The sequence below is a fragment of the Janthinobacterium sp. 64 genome, assembly GCF_002813325.1.
Classification (GTDB): Bacteria; Pseudomonadota; Gammaproteobacteria; order Burkholderiales; family Burkholderiaceae_D; genus Janthinobacterium.
The window spans coordinates 2,901,817-2,917,734 of sequence record NZ_PHUG01000001.1 but is presented as its reverse complement, the minus strand read 5'-3'; the positions used below and the strand labels follow the sequence as shown (position 1 = coordinate 2,917,734).

Genomic DNA, 15,918 nt, shown 5'->3' with positions numbered 1-15,918 from the left:
CGCTCCTTAGCGGTTGGTGCGCGACATGAACATCAGGCGCTCGAACAGGTGCACGTCCTGCTCGTTTTTCAGCAGCGCGCCGTGCAGTGGCGGCACGACGGCCTTGCTGTCCTTGCTGCGCAGCGCTTCGACCGGGATGTCTTCGGCCAGCAGGAGCTTGAGCCAGTCGAGAAATTCCGATGTCGACGGTTTTTTCTTCAGGCCCGGCACGTCGCGCACTTCATAGAAGGTTTGCAGCGCCTGCGCCAGCAATTCCTGTTTCAGGTGCGGGTAGTGGACGGCGACGATCTGCTCCATCGTGTCCTTGTCCGGGAATTTGATGTAATGGAAGAAGCAGCGGCGCAAGAAGGCGTCCGGCAATTCCTTCTCGTTGTTCGAGGTGATGATGACGAGCGGACGGTGGCGCGCCGTGACCATTTCGCGCGTTTCATACACATAGAATTCCATGCGGTCGAGTTCGCGCAGCAGGTCGTTCGGGAATTCGATGTCGGCCTTGTCGATCTCGTCGATCAGCAGCACCACCGGTTCGGGCGCCGTGAAGGCCTGCCACAGCACGCCCTTGACGATGTAGTTCTGGATGTCGCGCACGCGCTCGTCGCCCAGCTGTGAATCGCGCAGGCGCGACACGGCGTCGTATTCGTACAGGCCCTGCTGCGCCTTGGTGGTCGATTTGATATGCCATTGCATCAGCGGCATGTTCAGCGCGGCCGCCACTTCCTCGGCCAGCATGGTCTTGCCCGTGCCCGGTTCACCCTTGATCAGCAGCGGACGCTGCAGGGTCAGCGCCGCATTCACGGCCAGTTTCAGGTCGGCGGTGGCGACATAGCTGTCGGAACCTTCGAAGCGTTGGCCTTGCTGGGTGTGCGGTGCTTGCATGAGCGGTCTGCCAAAGTGGGGAAACGGTGAGTATAAACAGAACTGCGGCCCGGCGTCACGCGGACGGGCTGTGCCTGCCCGCCTACAATGCGGGTTTTATAGGTGGACTTGCAAGAATATCTTGGCTAGAATCGGCAAGCAGCAGATTAATTGGCAACCTTAATTGTCAACACATAAAATCAAAAAAAACCAGCTCTGGCGTTTCTCCGATTACCTTTGTTCACATTGCCACTATGAAAAAAATATTTGCACTTCTCGTGCTTGCCGGCATAGCAAATGCCGTCACAGCGGCTGACATTGTAGGAAACGCCAAGGCAGCCCCTGCCAAGGTGGAAATGTGTATCGGTTGCCACGGCATCCCCGGTTACAAGGCGACCTTCCCTGAAGTGTTCCAGGTGCCGATGATCGGCGGCCAGCCGGCAAAATATATCGAAAATGCGCTGCAAGCCTACAAGAAGGGCGATCGCAAGCACCCCAGCATGAAGGGTATCGCCAGCAGCCTGTCGGACCAGGATATCGCCGATGTCGCCGCGTATTATGCGCAACAAGCCAAGCCGAACTGAGGATCAGCCAGATGAAAACACTACTCGCCGCCTTCGTTTGCGCCACCGTCTCGTTTTCCGCCAGCGCCGCCGGCAATATCAATACCGGTAAAGCCCTGGCCGAAAAATACAGCTGTGCCAACTGCCACGGCAAGGATTACGGCTCGCCCAGCGACCCGTCGTACCCGAAACTGGCGGGCCAGCACAAGGATTACCTGGAACACGCCTTGACCGCGTATAAGCGGGGCGACAAGGCCAATGGCCGCAACAACGCCATCATGACGGGCCAGGTGAAAGCGCTGAGCAACCAGGACATCAAGGACCTGGCCGCCTACTTCCACAGCCTGCCGACCACCCTGGTGACCCACCGCTGAGTTATAGCGCCGGATTGATTGGTTGTTCTGACACCTGACAAAACCGACGCGCAGTAGGTTTGGTTAGGTGTTCTTCAGTCCGACGCGGCGCGCCAGCTTATGCAAATTGCTGGCGTCGAGTCCCAGCTGGCGCGCCGCAGCGGCCCAGTTATCCTGATGCAGGGCCAGCGCTTGCCGGATGGCCTGGCGCTGGCTCGCTTCCACGATCTGATGCATGGACAGCGGCGGTGCCGCCGGCGTGCCGCACGCGCCTGGCACTGGCGGCAGCGCGTCCGTGCCGGCCGGCGCTTCCAGCGCATCGAGGTCGAGCATATCCGTTTCCAGGGTCACGATGTCCTTGCGGTTCGCGCCGCGGATCACCGCTTTCAGCGCGGCCCGGCTGATCACATGTTCCAGTTCGCGCACGTTGCCCGGCCAGCGGTAGTGGCAGAGCGCGTTTTCCGCCGCGGCGGACAGGCGCAGGCTGCGCAGGCCCAGGCGCGCGCGGTTCAGTTCCAGGAAACCACCGGCCAGCAGCAGCACGTCATTGCCCCGCTCGCGCAGCGGCGGAATCGGCACGGGATACACGGATAAACGGTGATACAGGTCGGCGCGGAACGTGCCGTCGCGCACATGCTCGCGCAGGCTGCGGTTGGTGGCGGCGATCACGCGCACGTTGACCCGGCGCGGCCGGTCCGCGCCCAGGCGCTGGATTTCGCCATTTTGCAAGGTGCGCAGCAGCTTGGCTTGTATCGACAATGGCAATTCCCCCACTTCATCGAGAAACAGCGTGCCCCCTTCGGCCGCCTCAAATCGGCCAGGCCGGTCGCTGACGGCGCCGGAAAACGCACCGCGCACATGGCCGAACAATTCGCTTTCGGCCAGGGACTCGGGCAAGGCCGCGCAATTGACGTGGATCAGGGGCTTGCCCGCGCGGCGCGACAGGCGGTGCAAGCGGTGCGCGCACAGTTCCTTGCCCACGCCCGTTTCTCCCAGCAGCAGCACGGGCAGTTCGGAATCGGCGACCACCTGTAATTCGTGCAGCAGCTGCGTGATGGCGCTGCTCTGGCCGACGAAGTCATGTTCCTCGCGCGGCGCCTGCGCATCGGCCAGCATGGCGCCGCCCGACAGGCGCAGGGCGCGGATTTCCGTCTCCAGGCGGGTCACGCGCACGGCCGCCTCGATGGCGCAGGCCAGCTCGCCCAGGTCGCGCTGCGCCCGCGCGTCGAAGGTGCCCACCTGCAGCGCGTCGAGCGTGATCACGCCCCAGCGTTCGCCTTCCAGGTCCAGCGCCATGCCCATGCAGTCGTGCACGGGCAGCGGCTCGCCGGCCCGCTCGGCGATCAGGCCATCGTAGGGATCGGGCAGGGAGCTGTCGTGATGGAAGCACAGCACGCCGCGCCGCTGCAGGATGGCGGCCAGGCGCGGATGGTCGGCAACGGCGAAGCGGCGTCCCAGCGCATCGCTGGCCAGGCCGGCCATCGCCACGGGGTGCAGGTGCTCGCCATCGATTTTCAGCAAGGCCACGGCCTCGCAGCCGAAGTGCGCGCGCAGGCTGCCCACCAGGCGCTGCAGGCGCACGGCCACGGGCAGGTCGGCGACCAGGTCGGTGAGTAACAGCAGGTGGATGGCGGTGGTGGTCATAAGTACCATTCAGGGTACAACGAACCACACTTAAACAGGGTCATACCGACCCTGCATTTTTCAAATCGTTGATTTAAAACAAGTTTTTCCTGGCACACGGATTGCCTAGGTAAGGGTGCCGAACCGGCATACAAGACCAAGGAAAGCTTGATGAAAACGACTCCCTCCCTCCGCGCCATTGCCGCCGCCGTCTGTGTCCTGGCCATGCCCCTGTCCGTGCAAGCCCAGGCGAGCCTGCCGGCCAGCGCCGCCGCAGTCAGCCAACCCTCGGCCGCCGCCGCGGTCAAGCGCTATGAACTGCAAACCAATATCGTCGACGGCAAGATGGTGTTCATCGACGCCAAGGGACAGGTCAACCCCGTGCTGGCGGCCAAGGTGGGCGACACGGTGGAACTGGTGCTGAAAAGCGGCGAAGGCGCCGAGCACGATCTGCTGATCCCGGAACTCAACGTGGCCTCAAGTAAATTCAGCGCCAATAGCGGCAGCACCACCGTGCGCTTCAAGGTCACGCGCGCCGGCACGTTCACCTATTACTGCTCGATCCCCGGCCACCGCCAGATCGGCATGGAAGGCAAGCTGGAAGTGACCGGCACGTCGCTGGCCGAGACGGCGGCGCCGAAGGCTGCCAGCGAATCGAGCCAGGCCGCCGCGCTGGCCCTGTACACGCCCGCACCGTCGCCGATGCGTGGCCCCGATCCCTCGGCCGTCAACGTGGCGGCCAACCCGGCGCAGGTACCGGCGGCCATCGGCGCGCGCGCGCCGCAAACCCTGAAATACCGCATGGAGACGGTGGAATTGCCGGGCAAGCTCGATGACGGCACCACTTTTACCTACTGGACCTTCAACCGGCAAGTGCCCGGCCCGATGCTGCGCGCGAAGGTGGGCGACACGGTTGAACTGACCCTGTTCAACGCCAAGGACAGCAAGATGATCCACTCGATCGACCTGCACGCCGTGACAGGCGGCCATGGCGGCGGACAGCACACGCAGGTGGCGCCGGGCCAGGAAAAAACCGTCACCTTCAAAGCACTCAATCCGGGCCTGTTCGTGTACCACTGCGCCACGCCGCTGGTGCCACAGCATATCGCGGCCGGCATGTACGGCATGATCCTGGTCGAACCGGAAGGCGGCCTGTCGAAAGTCGACCGCGAGTATTACGTGATGCAGGGCGAGATGTACACGGGCCGGCCGCACGGCGCGCCCGTGCACCAGGAAGCGAACCTGGAAAAAATGGCCAATGAGCTGCCCGATTACTACGTCTTCAATGGCGAAGTAGGCGCCCTGAGCAAGACGCACAAACTGCAGGCGAAAGTCGGCGAGACGGTGCGCATCTATTTTGGCGTGGGTGGCCCGAACAAGATTTCATCGTTCCACATCATCGGCGAGATCTTCGACAAGGTGTACAGCGAAGGCTCGATCAGCAGCCCGAAACACGACGTGCAGACCACCTTGGTGGCACCGGGCGGCGCGACCATCGTCGAACTCAAGGTACAGCACCCTGGCAGCTATCTGCTGGTCGACCATGCGCTGTCGCGCGCCGGCAAGGGCGCCGTGGGCGTGCTGGAAGTGACCGGCGACCCCGTGCCCGGCGTGTATCACGCTGGCGCCGTTCAATAACACCACCACATTCATCATCAAGGAGCATCTATGGAACTGATCGAACAATCCCTGGGCCAGCTGGCCCGCCGCATCCCTGGCGCCACGCGCCTGTTCGATGCGCACCGCCTGGATTTCTGCTGCGGCGGCAACAAGACCCTGCGCGCGGCGGCCGAAGCGGCCGGCGTGGACACGGCGCCCATCGTCAAGGAACTGCAAGTGCTGGCAGGACGGACTGACGCCAGCGGCGAGCGTGACTGGCAGGAAGCATCGGCCACCGAGCTGGTGGAACATATTTTGGCGCGCTACCACGCCGTGCACCGCGAGCAGCTGCCCGAGCTGATACGCCTGGCCCGCAAGGTCGAGCAGGTGCATGGCGACCGCGCCGACTGTCCGCACGGGCTGGCGGAACACCTGTCGGCCATGGCGCAGGAGCTGGAAAGCCATATGCGCAAGGAAGAGGACGTGCTGTTCCCCATGATCGTGCGCGGCCAGGGCCCGCGCGCCGGCGCGCCCATCAACGTGATGCGCATGGAGCACGACGACCATGGCGTGGCCCTGCGCGCGATGGAGGCGATGACGAACGACATCACTGCGCCGGCCGGCGCCTGCACCACCTGGCGCGCGCTGTACACGGGCTTGCGCACCTTCCGCGAGGATCTGATGGCGCATATCCATACTGAAAACAATATCCTGTTCGAGCGCTTTGCGCCGGCCGTGGTGCACTGACAAAGGAAAGACCCATGGGTCCCTATAAAAAACTCTGGTTCACCCTGATCGGTGTACTGATCGTGACGTTTTCGCTGCTCGGCTACTACGGCACGGAAGTGTACCGGCAAGCGCCGCCGATTCCCGCACAAGTGCTGGCGCAAGATGGCCGGCAGCTGTTCGACCGCGAGGGCATCCTCGACGGCCAGACGGCCTGGCAATCGGTGGGCGGCATGCAGCTCGGTTCCATCTGGGGCCACGGCGCCTACCAGGCGCCCGACTGGACGGCCGACTGGCTGCACCGCGAATTGACGGCCTGGCTGGAACTGGCCGCGCAAGAGCAGCATGGCAAGGCCTACGCGGCGCTCGACGGCCCCGCGCAGGCGGCGCTGCGCGAAGCGCTCAAGATGGAATACCGCGCCAACCGGGTCGATGAAGAACAAGTACTGCGCCTGTCGGCGCGCCGCGTGCAAGCCATTGCCAACACGGCGCACTATTACGACCAGCTGTTCTCCGACGCACCGGCGCTGCAAAAAAGCCGCGAGCATTTCGCCATGAAGGAAAACACCCTGCCCAGCGCCGAGCGGCGCGCGCAGATGACGCAGTTCTTCTTCTGGACGGCGTGGGCCGCCGCCACCGAGCGTCCGGGCCAGAAAGTGACCTATACGAACAACTGGCCGCACGAACCGCTGATCGGCAACCAGCCCAGCGGCGAAAACCTCGTCTGGTCCGTTGCCAGCGTGGTGGTGCTGCTGGCCGGCGTGGGCTTCCTCGTCTGGGGCTGGGCCTTTTTGCGCGACCATGATGAAGCGCTGCCGACGCCCGGCGCGCGCGATCCCTTGACGACGTTTGCGCTCACGCCCTCGCAGCGGGGACTGGGGAAATATCTGTTCCTGGTGGTGGCGCTGTTCATCTTCCAGGTCTTCATCGGCGGCTTTACGGCGCACTACACGGTGGAAGGACAGCAGTTCTACGGCATCGACGTGTCGCGCTGGTTCCCGTATGCGCTCACGCGCACCTGGCATATCCAGGCCGCGCTGTTCTGGATCGCCACGGGCTTCCTGGCCGCCGGCCTGTTCCTCGCGCCCCTGATCAACGGCGGCAAGGATCCGAAGTGGCAGCGCCTTGGTGTCGACGTGCTGTTCTGGGCCTTGGTCGCCGTCGTCGTCGGCTCGTTTATCGGCAACTACCTGGCCATCGCGCAAGTGATGCCGCCCGAGTGGAATTTCTGGCTCGGCCACCAGGGCTATGAATATGTGGACCTGGGACGCTTGTGGCAGATCGGCAAATTCGTCGGCATCTTGCTGTGGCTCGTGCTGATGCTGCGCGGCGTCGTGCCGGCCCTGCGCCAGCCGGGCGGCGACAGGAATCTGCTGGCGCTGCTGACCGCGTCCGTCGGCGCCATCGGCCTGTTCTACGGCGCCGGCCTGTTCTACGGCGAACGCACGCACCTGTCGGTGATGGAATACTGGCGCTGGTGGGTGGTGCATCTGTGGGTGGAAGGCTTCTTTGAAGTATTCGCCACGACGGCGCTGGCCTTCATCTTCTCGACTCTGGGCCTGGTGTCGGTGCGCATGGCCACGACGGCCAGCCTGGCGTCGGCCTCGCTGTTCATGCTGGGCGGCATACCCGGCACCTTCCACCATCTGTACTTTGCCGGCACCACCACGCCCGTGATGGCCATCGGCGCCAGTTTCAGCGCGCTCGAAGTGGTGCCGCTGATCGTGCTGGGCCACGAGGCCTGGGAGAACTGGCGCCTGAAAGCGCGCGCGCCGTGGATGGAGCAGTTGCGCTGGCCGATGATGTGCTTTGTCGCCGTCGCCTTCTGGAACATGCTGGGCGCCGGTGTCTTCGGCTTCATGATCAACCCGCCCGTGGCGCTGTATTACATCCAGGGACTCAACACCACCGCGACGCATGCGCATGCGGCGCTGTTCGGCGTGTACGGTTTCCTGGCGCTGGGCTTTACCTTGCTGGTGCTGCGCTATTTGCGGCCCGATTACCGCTTCAGCCCGGCGTTGATGAAGACGGCGTTTTGGGGCCTGAACGCGGGCCTGGTGCTGATGCTCTTTACCAGCTTGCTGCCGATTGGCATCATCCAGTTCCACGCCAGCGTGACGGAAGGCCTGTGGTATGCGCGTAGCGAGGCATTTATGCAGCAGCCGCTGTTGCAGAACCTGCGCTGGGTGCGTACCTTCGGCGACGTGGTGTTCATCGTCGGCGCCATTGCCATGGCGCTGCAGGTGGTGCTGGGGTTGCTGGGCAAGGCGAAGGCACCCGCGCTGCCACAGGCGGTACGGCCAGCCTGATCGCTTGCTGCGCCGCCGAGTGTTGTTGGTCGATCTCCCGAAGCCGTGCTAGCCACGGCTTTTTTCATATAGGGCCAGGAAGACGAGGCCGGCGACCAGCGGGATATTTTTCGTTAGCGGCCCGAAAGGGTGTATCAGGAATTCCGGCAGGAAGACGGCGATCACCAGTGTATAGCCGGCCACCAGCGCGCACTGCGTCCACCATAGCAACGGCCTGGCATGGAACAGCGTGGCGATGCCCATGGCCAGGTCGGCCAGGCAGGAGGCGGCAAACACGTGTTCCGTATACACCGTGATGCCGCTGCGGCGCAGCCATGCGAGCGATTCGGCATGCGGATACAAATACCAGGACACAAACGCCGTCCATAGCCAGATAAAGGCCATGCCGAGGCGCATGGCCCAGTACAGCCCTTGCAGCTTGGCTGGCGTCATGGCGCGGGCTTGGCAACCATCAGCCAGTAGACCAGCATGAGCGCGGCAAATGCGGGCACGCCGAGCCAGAACCAGCAGCGCGCATAGAACCAGTACAGGCGCGGCAGCGGTGTGCCCGTGTCGTCAGCCAGGCGGGCCAGGCTGCGCATGCGGATCTGCAGCCATACCACGGGTAGCCAGCAGGCGCCGGCCAGCGCATACAGCAGCATCGAGGCGAGGATCCAGCCGGACAGGATCGGATAGCCGGCCAGGTGCGCCAGGGCCAGTCCGGACAGCGGCTGGATAATGACGGCCGGCGTGGTGAACAGCCAGTCGGCCAGCACGGTCTTTTCGGCCGACAGGCGGATCGCACGCACCTCGCCGCGCCGGTCGTTGATCCACTTGAAGAAAGCGATGCCGATGCCGGTGCCAAACAGGATGGTGGCGCTGAGGATGTGCAGCCATTTGACGAACAGGTACCAGCTCATGCCGGTACCTCGGTCACATCATGGTCTTGCAGCGCGGCCAGGTAATTTTCCACCGTGAGCAGGCCGACGCAGGGCATCGCGCCGTGCGGTAGCGGCGCGCCACCGCTGCTGGCGCTGGCCAACCGGTTCGCCAGCGCGATCGACGCGCCGCACGGGATATGCGGACCGTGGTTTTGCGCCGCCAGCAATTGCCAGGTCAGCGTCAACGGCAGGCCATCGAGTCCCGTGCCTTGCAGCGTCACGAACATCGCGCCTTTGTCGCTGACCAGCGGTTCCACCCATTGGCTGATGGCGTGCAATGGCCTGACCAGCGGCAGCAGGCTGCGCAACAGGCCCAGGCGCACCAGTTGCGCGGCGGCCCAGACGAACAGATGGCCGGGCGCACCGGCAAAACCGGCGTGAAAAGTGACGGTGTCGAGGTTCGGATAGCGTTGCGGGAACAGCGCCAGGTCTGGCACGTCACAGCTGCCCAGCAAGCGCCGTCCCACGGGCGCGGCAAAACGGTGGCGCTTCAGGTCGAGCCAGCCGTGCGTGGTCTGCTGGCTGCCGGCAACCAGGCGCTGGAACGGTTTGCCGCAGTACGAGAAGATGCCCGACATGGTGGCGATGCCCGGCGCGCGGGCGCCGGAGGCGATGCCGTGGCGGATCGATGTGAGCTGGCGAAAGCGCGGCAGGTAGCGGTCCACCACGGCCGAGGACAGCGCTGGCAGCGAGCTGGCGCCGCTGGTGATGAACACGCCGCGCTGGCGCGCCAGGTCGTCTAGGCTGGCGATGCCGGCGACAAAATCGCGGCCGTCGGCCAGGTCGATATAGTTGGCGCCGGCCTTGATCGCCGCACGGGCGACGCGGTAATCCTGGCCCTGGAACGGGCCGGCGGTATGGATCAGCGTATCGACGCCCAGTTCGGTCAGGCGCCGCGCCAGATCAGGTGCCTCGGCATCGAGCGCCAGTGCGTGCCGCGGCGGCAAGCCCAATTGCGCCGCCAGTGCCCAGGCCCTGGCGGCGTCGCGCCCGGCCACCAGCAGATGGATATCCTGGTTGCCAGCTAGCGCCTGGCAAATGCGCGTGCCGAAAAAACCGTAACCGCCGAGTACGAGAATGGTGTGATGGGCCAAGATATCCTTCAGTGGCTGAGTTTCTTGGCAACATGATACTACCTGATCAGCGGCGCCGCACGCAGTCGATATACGCTTCCGTATCGGGCGGCAAGCCCGAGCGCTGCGAAGCCCAGATCATCTGGCCCAGGCATTCCATCACTTCGTGCTGGGCGGCATGGGCCGAATCGAGGCGCTGCGTGAGTTGCTGCACGGCCGGGCGGATGCCGCGCGGCTGGTCCACCTGCACTTGTTCCGTGATCGACAGATGCATGGACAGGTGCAGGAAAGGATTGGCTTGCCCGCCTTCGACGGAGTAATCGCGCGCCAGCGCCGCTTCCACATCGGAGAGCTCGTTTTCATACTCGGGATGTTCGAGGATCCAGTCGAGCGCGATGGCTTCCATCGGCGTGAGGATGTCATGGGCGCGGTGCTTGCGCAAGGTGTCGCAAAAGAAGCGGCGCACGTCGTCGGAAGAGGGGTTGAACATGGCTGGATGATATGGCTAAAGGGCAGCCGGCATTGTACCGCGTACATAAAAAAAGGGCATCGGCGATGCCCTTTTTGCCGTCTGGCGCCCGCTTTCGTGAGCCGATAGTCAACGCAATTTAATACCCTGCAGTAAGTATTATCCACTACCGCCACGGTCAGGCGGCGCCAAATAACGGTGATAAAATCGCCGCTCTTGATATTTGCTCTGGACACGATGGCGATTTTGTTGCCATTGCGTGCTTCCATTGCCCGCACCTTTGCCACCAGATCTCGCTCCTGGCGTATCCCGGAGCGCGGCAGCATGCCTATCACCATCGACATTGCGCTGTCCGGCCGCCCTGGCGTTCCGGCTGGCCAACTGTTTTCATTTCATACAGCGATGGTGCCGCCACGGTGGCGCGCAAGAATCATCCTTCAGTATTCATAACGGAGTTACCCATGCGTAAATCGCTATTACTTTTGATGTCGTGCCTGATCCTGGCGGCATGTGACAAGACCCCTCCGGCCTCGTCCGAAAAACCGGTCGACGTGCTGCTGATCGGCGCCGGCACCATGAGCGCCACCCTGGGCAGCATGCTCAAGGAACTCGATCCGTCGCTGACGATGGAAATGGTCGAACGCCTCGATTCCGTGGCCGCCGAAAGTTCGGACGCGATGAACAACGCAGGCACGGGCCACTCGGCGTTTGCCGAACTGAACTACACGCCGGAAGCGGCCGATGGCAGCATCGAGACCAAGAAAGCCGTCGCCATCAACGAGCAATTCGAAATTTCCAAGCAATTCTGGGCTTATCAGGTCGCCAACAAGCACCTGGGCGCGCCGCAAACCTTCATCAACAACGTGCCGCACATGGCCTTTGTCTGGGGTGACGACAATATTGCCTTTTTGAAGAAGCGCTATGCCGCGCTGCAAAAGGAAAACCTGTTCAAGGGCATGCTGTTCTCGGAAGACCAGGCGCAGATCGCGCAATGGGCGCCGCTCGTCATGCAAGGGCGCGACCAGGGCCAGAAAGTGGCGGCGACGCGCATGGACATCGGTACCGACGTCAATTTCGGCAACCTCACGCGCGGTCTCGTGAAGTATCTGACGGACAGCCATGGCATGGTCCTGCACCTGCGCCACCAGGTGGAAGACATCCAGCGCGGCGCTGATGGCGTGTGGAACGTGACGGTAAAAGACCTGGCCGCCGGCAAGGAAAAAATTGTGCGCGCCAAGTTCGTCTTCATCGGCGCCGGCGGCGGTTCGCTGCCGCTGCTGGAAAAATCGGGCATCCCGGAAGCCAAGGGCTACGGCGGCGTGCCGGTGGGCGGCCAATGGCTGGTCACCACGAATCCGGAACTGGTGGCGGCGCATGCGGCCAAGGTCTACGGCAAGGCATCCGTCGGTTCGCCGCCGATGTCCGTGCCGCATCTCGATACGCGCATCATCGATGGCAAGAAAGCGCTGCTGTTTGGCCCGTTTGCCACCTTCTCGACCAAGTTCCTGAAAAACGGTTCGTGGATCGACTTGCCTGCCTCTATCGGCACGGGCAATGTGAAACCGATGCTGCAAGCTGGCTACGACAATATTCCGCTGACCAAATACCTGGTGGAACAGGTCATGAACACGCCGGAAGACCGTTTGAAAACCCTGCGCGAATATTTGCCGAACGCCAAGATGGAAGACTGGACCTTGCAAAACGCTGGCCAGCGCGTGCAGATCGTCAAGGATGACCCGGTCAAAGGCGGCTTGCTGCAGTTCGGCACGGAAGTCGTCGGCGCCGCCGATGGCAGCATCGTTGCCCTGCTGGGCGCCTCGCCAGGCGCTTCGACCGCGCCGCCGATCATGATCAAGGTGCTGCAAACGGCATTCAAGAGCCGTCTGGCCACGCCGGAATGGCAAGCGAAGATGCTGGAAATGGTGCCGTCGTACGGCCAAAAGCTGAACAACGATCCGGCCCTGGCCAACAAGATTCGCCACTACAGCAGCAATATCCTGGGCCTGAAAGCGATCACGCTGGATGTGGCACCAGCGCCGGCACCGGCGCCTGCGGCAAACTAAGTCAGCAGACCGGCAGGAGAATTTCCTGCCGGCATGAAAAAAGGGGCAGCCTGGTCAGGCTGCCCCTTTTGCGTGGGAAGTGCGTTCATTGCGGTGGACTACCCCTTGCCCGGCACGATCAGCTCCGGCGTACACCCTTCGGCGGCGATGCCGTCGCAAGGCTTGGCCAGTGCCGCGCCGTCCTGCGGGCGTGGCGCATGGGGCTGGCGCAGGTAGCGCGAGGTGTGGCGTTGCGCTTGCTGTGCGTTGCCATGCACGGGCCAGGTCAGGAAGCGGGACAGCTCCTGCAAGGCGCGCTGGTATACATCGCGTTTAAATTCAATGACGACATCGAGCGGGACCCAGTATTCATGCCAGCGCCAGGCGTCGAACTCGGGATGGTCGGTCAGGCGCAGATTGACGTCGTTATCGCGCGCGCACATTCTCAGCAGAAACCAAATCTGCTTCTGGCCACGGTAATGGCCGCGAATCTCGCGTTTGATGAAGTGGTCTGGCACTTCATAGCGCAGCCAGTCGCGGGTGCGGCCGACAATTTTGACGTGTTCCTGTCTGAGTCCGATTTCCTCTTCAAGTTCGCGAAACATGGCTTGTTCCGGTGTTTCGCCATATTTGATACCGCCTTGTGGAAACTGCCATGAGTGCTCGCGCACCCGCTTGCCCCACCACACCTCGTTCTGGGCGTTTAGCAGGATGATGCCGACGTTGGGCCGAAACCCTTCACGGTCGAGCATAATGCACCTCAAACTTTCTGCGACCGAGCGTCCTTTTTTACATAATTACCCACAACTTCGCAAGCCGGTGACCTTTTCGGGGTGCGAAAAGCGCCGGAATCGCACCAATTGAGCGCATTTGTGTAAAGTATGGACGCATCAGCCAGCTAATCCTTTAAAATTAGGTTGATTATAACCCTCTCTTTTTAAAAAGAATTCACCGTTATGCGCGCCTCCCGTTTTTTTATTTCCACACTTAAAGATGCACCTTCTGACGCGGAAATCGTCAGCCACCAATTGATGATGCGTGCAGGCATGATCAAACGCCTCGGTTCCGGCATCTATACCTACATGCCGATGGGCTTGCGCGTGATCCGCAAGGTGGAAGCCATCATCCGTGACGAGATGAACAAAGCCGCCGGTATCGAACTGCTGATGCCGCTCGTGCAGCCGGCCGAACTGTGGCAAGAGACGGGCCGCTGGACCAAGATGGGCGACGAACTGATGCGCGTGAAAGACCGCCACGGCCGCGAATACGCGATCCAGCCGACGTCGGAAGAAGTCATCACCGACGTCGTGCGCACGGAAATCAAGTCCTACCGCCAGCTGCCGTTGAACTTTTATCATATCCAGACCAAGTTCCGCGACGAGCGCCGCCCCCGCTTCGGCCTGATGCGGGGCCGCGAATTCACGATGAAGGACGCCTACTCGTTCGACCGCGACCTGGCCGGCATGCAAGCGTCGTACAAGGTCATGTTTGACGCCTACACGCGCATCTTCACGCGCTTCGGCCTGAAATTCCGCGCCGTGGCCGCCGACAACGGCGCCATCGGCGGTTCCGGTTCGCATGAATTCCACGTCATCGCCCACACGGGTGAAGACGCGCTCGTGTACTGCCCGACGTCCGACTACGCGGCCAACATGGAAGCGGCCGAAGCGCTGCCGCCAGCGGGCGAGCGCCCGGCCGCAGCCCAGGCGCTGACGAAAACGGCCACGCCGGACACCGTCAAGTGCGAAACCGTGGCGGCCTTGCTGGGTATCGAGCTGTCGCGCACCGTGAAAACCATCGCCCTGACGGTCGATACGACGGACAAGGATGACAAAGTCACGCAACAGCATTTCATGCTGCTGCTGCGCGGCGACCATGAATTGAACGAGATCAAGGTGGGCAAGGTTGCAGGCCTGGCCGGTCACCGTTTCTCGACGGAAGCGGAAATCCTGGAAGTCTACGGCACGATTCCCGGCTACCTGGGTCCGATCGGCACCCGCGCCCCCGTCACCGTGGTGGCGGACCGCACGGTCGCCCACATGAGCGACTTCGTCTGCGGCGCGAATGAGGCTGGTTTCCATTACACGGGCGCCAACTGGGGCCGCGACGTGGCCGAGCCAGCCATCGTGGCCGACTTGCGCAACGTCGTCGCCGGCGACGCGTCGCCGGACGGCCAGGGCGCGTTGGCCATTGAGCGCGGCATCGAAGTAGGCCACGTGTTCCAGCTGGGTACGGCGTACTCGGAAAGCATGAAAGCCACCTTCCTCGACGAGAACGGCAAGCCTGCGCCGCTGCAGATGGGTTGCTACGGCATCGGCGTGACGCGCATCCTGGGCGCCGCCATCGAACAGAACTTCGATGACAAGGGCATCATCTGGCCCGCGTCGATCGCGCCGTTTGAAGTCGTGCTGTGCCCGATGGGCATGGACCGCAGCGAACTGGTCAAGGAAGAGACGGAGAAGCTGTACGCGGCCCTGCAAGGCGCTGGCGTGGACGTCATCGTCGACGACCGCGGCTTGCGCCCTGGCGCCATGTTTGCTGACTGGGAACTGATTGGCGTGCCGCACCGCATCGTCATCGGCGAACGGGGCCTGAAAGAAGGCAAACTGGAATACCAGGGCCGCCGCGACGCGGAAGCGACTGGCGTGGCGCCGGACGAGATCGTCGCCTTCATCCAGGGCCAAATGGCGCAGTGAAGCGTTTATCTGTAAGCAAGACGGCTGGCGCGCTCGCGCTGGCCGCCTGCCTGGCCTGCGTCTCTCCGGCGCAGGCCGGCAACCAGAAGGAGGAGGCGCTGGCCGACTCCGTCCGTCTGGCCCTGTCGCACGCGATCCGCGACGAACGCCCGCCGCAACCCAAATTTGCCACCCCCGTCGACTTGCAGCGCTACCAGCAATGGCTGGCGCAGATGTCGTCGCGCCTGCAGCGCAAGCTGCCGGACGCCCAGCTGCGCACGGAGTTTCTGGAAACGGTATGGTATGAAGCGCGCCGCGCGGGGCTGGAACCTGCCCTGGTGCTGGGACTGATCCAGGTGGAGTCAAGCTACCGCAAATATGCCGTCTCGCTGGCTGGCGCGCGCGGCTACATGCAGGTGATGCCGTTCTGGACGGGTGTCATCGGCGACCATGACCGCAGCAAGCTGTTTCACATGCAGACGAATCTGCGCTACGGCTGCGCGATCTTGCGCATGTACCTGGATATGGAGCGCGGGGATTTGTACCTGGCGCTGGGGCGGTATAACGGCAGCCGGGGGCGGGCCGAGTATCCGAATGCGGTGCGGGCGGCTTGGCGGCAGTGGGAATTCAAATGAGGGCTGGGGTCAGACCCCGGCAAATGGCAGCCAAAAAAATGCCCCGCTCGCAGTAAAGCGGCGGGGCACTCACACG

At 63.1% G+C, this 15,918-nt stretch carries 15 protein-coding genes; 8 read left to right on the top strand and 7 right to left on the bottom strand.

The annotated features are described in order from the left end of the window. Window positions 1-6 precede the first annotated feature (6 nt). Window positions 7-876 (bottom strand): AAA family ATPase, encoded by an 870-nt coding sequence (locus CLU91_RS12860; protein ID WP_100874473.1) that lies wholly within the window; start codon window positions 874-876, stop codon window positions 7-9. Window positions 877-1,109: 233 nt separating this feature from the next. Here CLU91_RS12860 and CLU91_RS12855 point away from each other — a divergent pair, with 233 nt between their 5' ends. Then, complete coding sequence (locus CLU91_RS12855; protein ID WP_046684254.1) at window positions 1,110-1,439, top strand: c-type cytochrome; 330 nt, start codon at window positions 1,110-1,112, stop codon at window positions 1,437-1,439. A gap of 11 nt (window positions 1,440-1,450) precedes the next feature. Further along, window positions 1,451-1,792, top strand: coding sequence for a c-type cytochrome (locus tag CLU91_RS12850; RefSeq protein ID WP_100874472.1), 342 nt, complete (start codon window positions 1,451-1,453; stop codon window positions 1,790-1,792). 63 nt (window positions 1,793-1,855) lie between these two features. On the opposite strand, the gene norR is transcribed toward CLU91_RS12850, so the two are convergent. Continuing rightward, on the bottom strand, window positions 1,856-3,415 hold the full coding sequence (norR, locus tag CLU91_RS12845; RefSeq protein ID WP_100874471.1) for a nitric oxide reductase transcriptional regulator NorR: 1,560 nt from the start codon (window positions 3,413-3,415) through the stop codon (window positions 1,856-1,858). Window positions 3,416-3,565: 150 nt separating this feature from the next. Between norR and nirK the strand changes: the two genes are divergently transcribed. Genes nirK through CLU91_RS12830 form a run of 3 tightly spaced genes read left to right on the top strand, consistent with a single transcriptional unit; the run spans window position 3,566 to window position 8,028 of the window. Further along, entirely contained in the window at window positions 3,566-5,032 is a 1,467-nt protein-coding gene (gene nirK, locus CLU91_RS12840; protein ID WP_100874470.1) for a copper-containing nitrite reductase, read from the top strand. Between the two features lie 30 nt (window positions 5,033-5,062). Then, on the top strand, window positions 5,063-5,740 hold the full coding sequence (ytfE, locus tag CLU91_RS12835) for an iron-sulfur cluster repair protein YtfE (RefSeq protein ID WP_100874469.1): 678 nt from the start codon (window positions 5,063-5,065) through the stop codon (window positions 5,738-5,740). A gap of 14 nt (window positions 5,741-5,754) precedes the next feature. Then, on the top strand, window positions 5,755-8,028 hold the full coding sequence (locus CLU91_RS12830; RefSeq protein ID WP_100874468.1) for a nitric-oxide reductase large subunit: 2,274 nt from the start codon (window positions 5,755-5,757) through the stop codon (window positions 8,026-8,028). 48 nt (window positions 8,029-8,076) lie between these two features. Here CLU91_RS12830 and CLU91_RS12825 read toward each other — a convergent pair whose 3' ends face one another. The 4 genes from CLU91_RS12825 to CLU91_RS12810 are packed head-to-tail and all read right to left on the bottom strand — an operon-like array spanning window position 8,077 to window position 10,511. Continuing rightward, entirely contained in the window at window positions 8,077-8,460 is a 384-nt protein-coding gene (locus CLU91_RS12825; protein ID WP_100874467.1) for a DoxX-like family protein, read from the bottom strand. Beyond that, entirely contained in the window at window positions 8,457-8,927 is a 471-nt protein-coding gene (locus CLU91_RS12820; protein ID WP_100874466.1) for a DUF2269 family protein, read from the bottom strand. Before CLU91_RS12820 ends, CLU91_RS12825 begins: the two co-directional genes overlap by 4 nt. After that, window positions 8,924-10,042, bottom strand: coding sequence for a saccharopine dehydrogenase family protein (locus CLU91_RS12815; protein ID WP_198521321.1), 1,119 nt, complete (start codon window positions 10,040-10,042; stop codon window positions 8,924-8,926). The genes CLU91_RS12820 and CLU91_RS12815 overlap by 4 nt, the downstream gene beginning before the upstream one ends. A gap of 46 nt (window positions 10,043-10,088) precedes the next feature. Continuing rightward, window positions 10,089-10,511, bottom strand: coding sequence for a DUF1841 family protein (locus CLU91_RS12810; RefSeq protein WP_035822173.1), 423 nt, complete (start codon window positions 10,509-10,511; stop codon window positions 10,089-10,091). Between the two features lie 440 nt (window positions 10,512-10,951). Between CLU91_RS12810 and mqo the strand changes: the two genes are divergently transcribed. Beyond that, window positions 10,952-12,553 carry a malate dehydrogenase (quinone) gene (gene mqo, locus CLU91_RS12805; RefSeq protein ID WP_232730730.1) on the top strand — a complete coding sequence of 534 codons (1,602 nt, stop codon included), beginning with the start codon at window positions 10,952-10,954 and terminating at the stop codon, window positions 12,551-12,553. A gap of 98 nt (window positions 12,554-12,651) precedes the next feature. Here the strand turns inward: mqo and CLU91_RS12800 are convergent, their stop codons facing one another. Further along, window positions 12,652-13,284, bottom strand: a complete 633-nt coding sequence (locus CLU91_RS12800; protein WP_100874464.1) for an RNA pyrophosphohydrolase — start codon at window positions 13,282-13,284, stop codon at window positions 12,652-12,654. 204 nt (window positions 13,285-13,488) lie between these two features. Between CLU91_RS12800 and CLU91_RS12795 the strand changes: the two genes are divergently transcribed. Further along, window positions 13,489-15,228 carry a proline--tRNA ligase gene (locus tag CLU91_RS12795; protein WP_100874463.1) on the top strand — a complete coding sequence of 580 codons (1,740 nt, stop codon included), beginning with the start codon at window positions 13,489-13,491 and terminating at the stop codon, window positions 15,226-15,228. Then, entirely contained in the window at window positions 15,225-15,842 is a 618-nt protein-coding gene (locus CLU91_RS12790; protein ID WP_100874462.1) for a lytic transglycosylase domain-containing protein, read from the top strand. The genes CLU91_RS12795 and CLU91_RS12790 overlap by 4 nt, the downstream gene beginning before the upstream one ends. Window positions 15,843-15,918: the final 76 nt, after the last annotated feature.

Excerpts from the sequence above, each read along its gene's own strand:
- CLU91_RS12860 (WP_100874473.1), bottom strand. The coding sequence starts at position 876 with ATGCAAGCACCGCACACCCAGCAAGGCCAACGCTTCGAAGGTTCCGAC.
- CLU91_RS12855 (WP_046684254.1), top strand. The coding sequence starts at position 1,110 with ATGAAAAAAATATTTGCACTTCTCGTGCTTGCCGGCATAGCAAATGCC.
- CLU91_RS12850 (WP_100874472.1), top strand. The coding sequence starts at position 1,451 with ATGAAAACACTACTCGCCGCCTTCGTTTGCGCCACCGTCTCGTTTTCC.
- norR (WP_100874471.1), bottom strand. The coding sequence starts at position 3,415 with ATGACCACCACCGCCATCCACCTGCTGTTACTCACCGACCTGGTCGCC.
- nirK (WP_100874470.1), top strand. The coding sequence starts at position 3,566 with ATGAAAACGACTCCCTCCCTCCGCGCCATTGCCGCCGCCGTCTGTGTC.
- ytfE (WP_100874469.1), top strand. The coding sequence starts at position 5,063 with ATGGAACTGATCGAACAATCCCTGGGCCAGCTGGCCCGCCGCATCCCT.
- CLU91_RS12830 (WP_100874468.1), top strand. The coding sequence starts at position 5,755 with ATGGGTCCCTATAAAAAACTCTGGTTCACCCTGATCGGTGTACTGATC.
- CLU91_RS12825 (WP_100874467.1), bottom strand. The coding sequence starts at position 8,460 with ATGACGCCAGCCAAGCTGCAAGGGCTGTACTGGGCCATGCGCCTCGGC.
- CLU91_RS12820 (WP_100874466.1), bottom strand. The coding sequence starts at position 8,927 with ATGAGCTGGTACCTGTTCGTCAAATGGCTGCACATCCTCAGCGCCACC.
- CLU91_RS12810 (WP_035822173.1), bottom strand. The coding sequence starts at position 10,511 with ATGTTCAACCCCTCTTCCGACGACGTGCGCCGCTTCTTTTGCGACACC.
- mqo (WP_232730730.1), top strand. The coding sequence starts at position 10,952 with ATGCGTAAATCGCTATTACTTTTGATGTCGTGCCTGATCCTGGCGGCA.
- CLU91_RS12800 (WP_100874464.1), bottom strand. The coding sequence starts at position 13,284 with ATGCTCGACCGTGAAGGGTTTCGGCCCAACGTCGGCATCATCCTGCTA.
- CLU91_RS12795 (WP_100874463.1), top strand. The coding sequence starts at position 13,489 with ATGCGCGCCTCCCGTTTTTTTATTTCCACACTTAAAGATGCACCTTCT.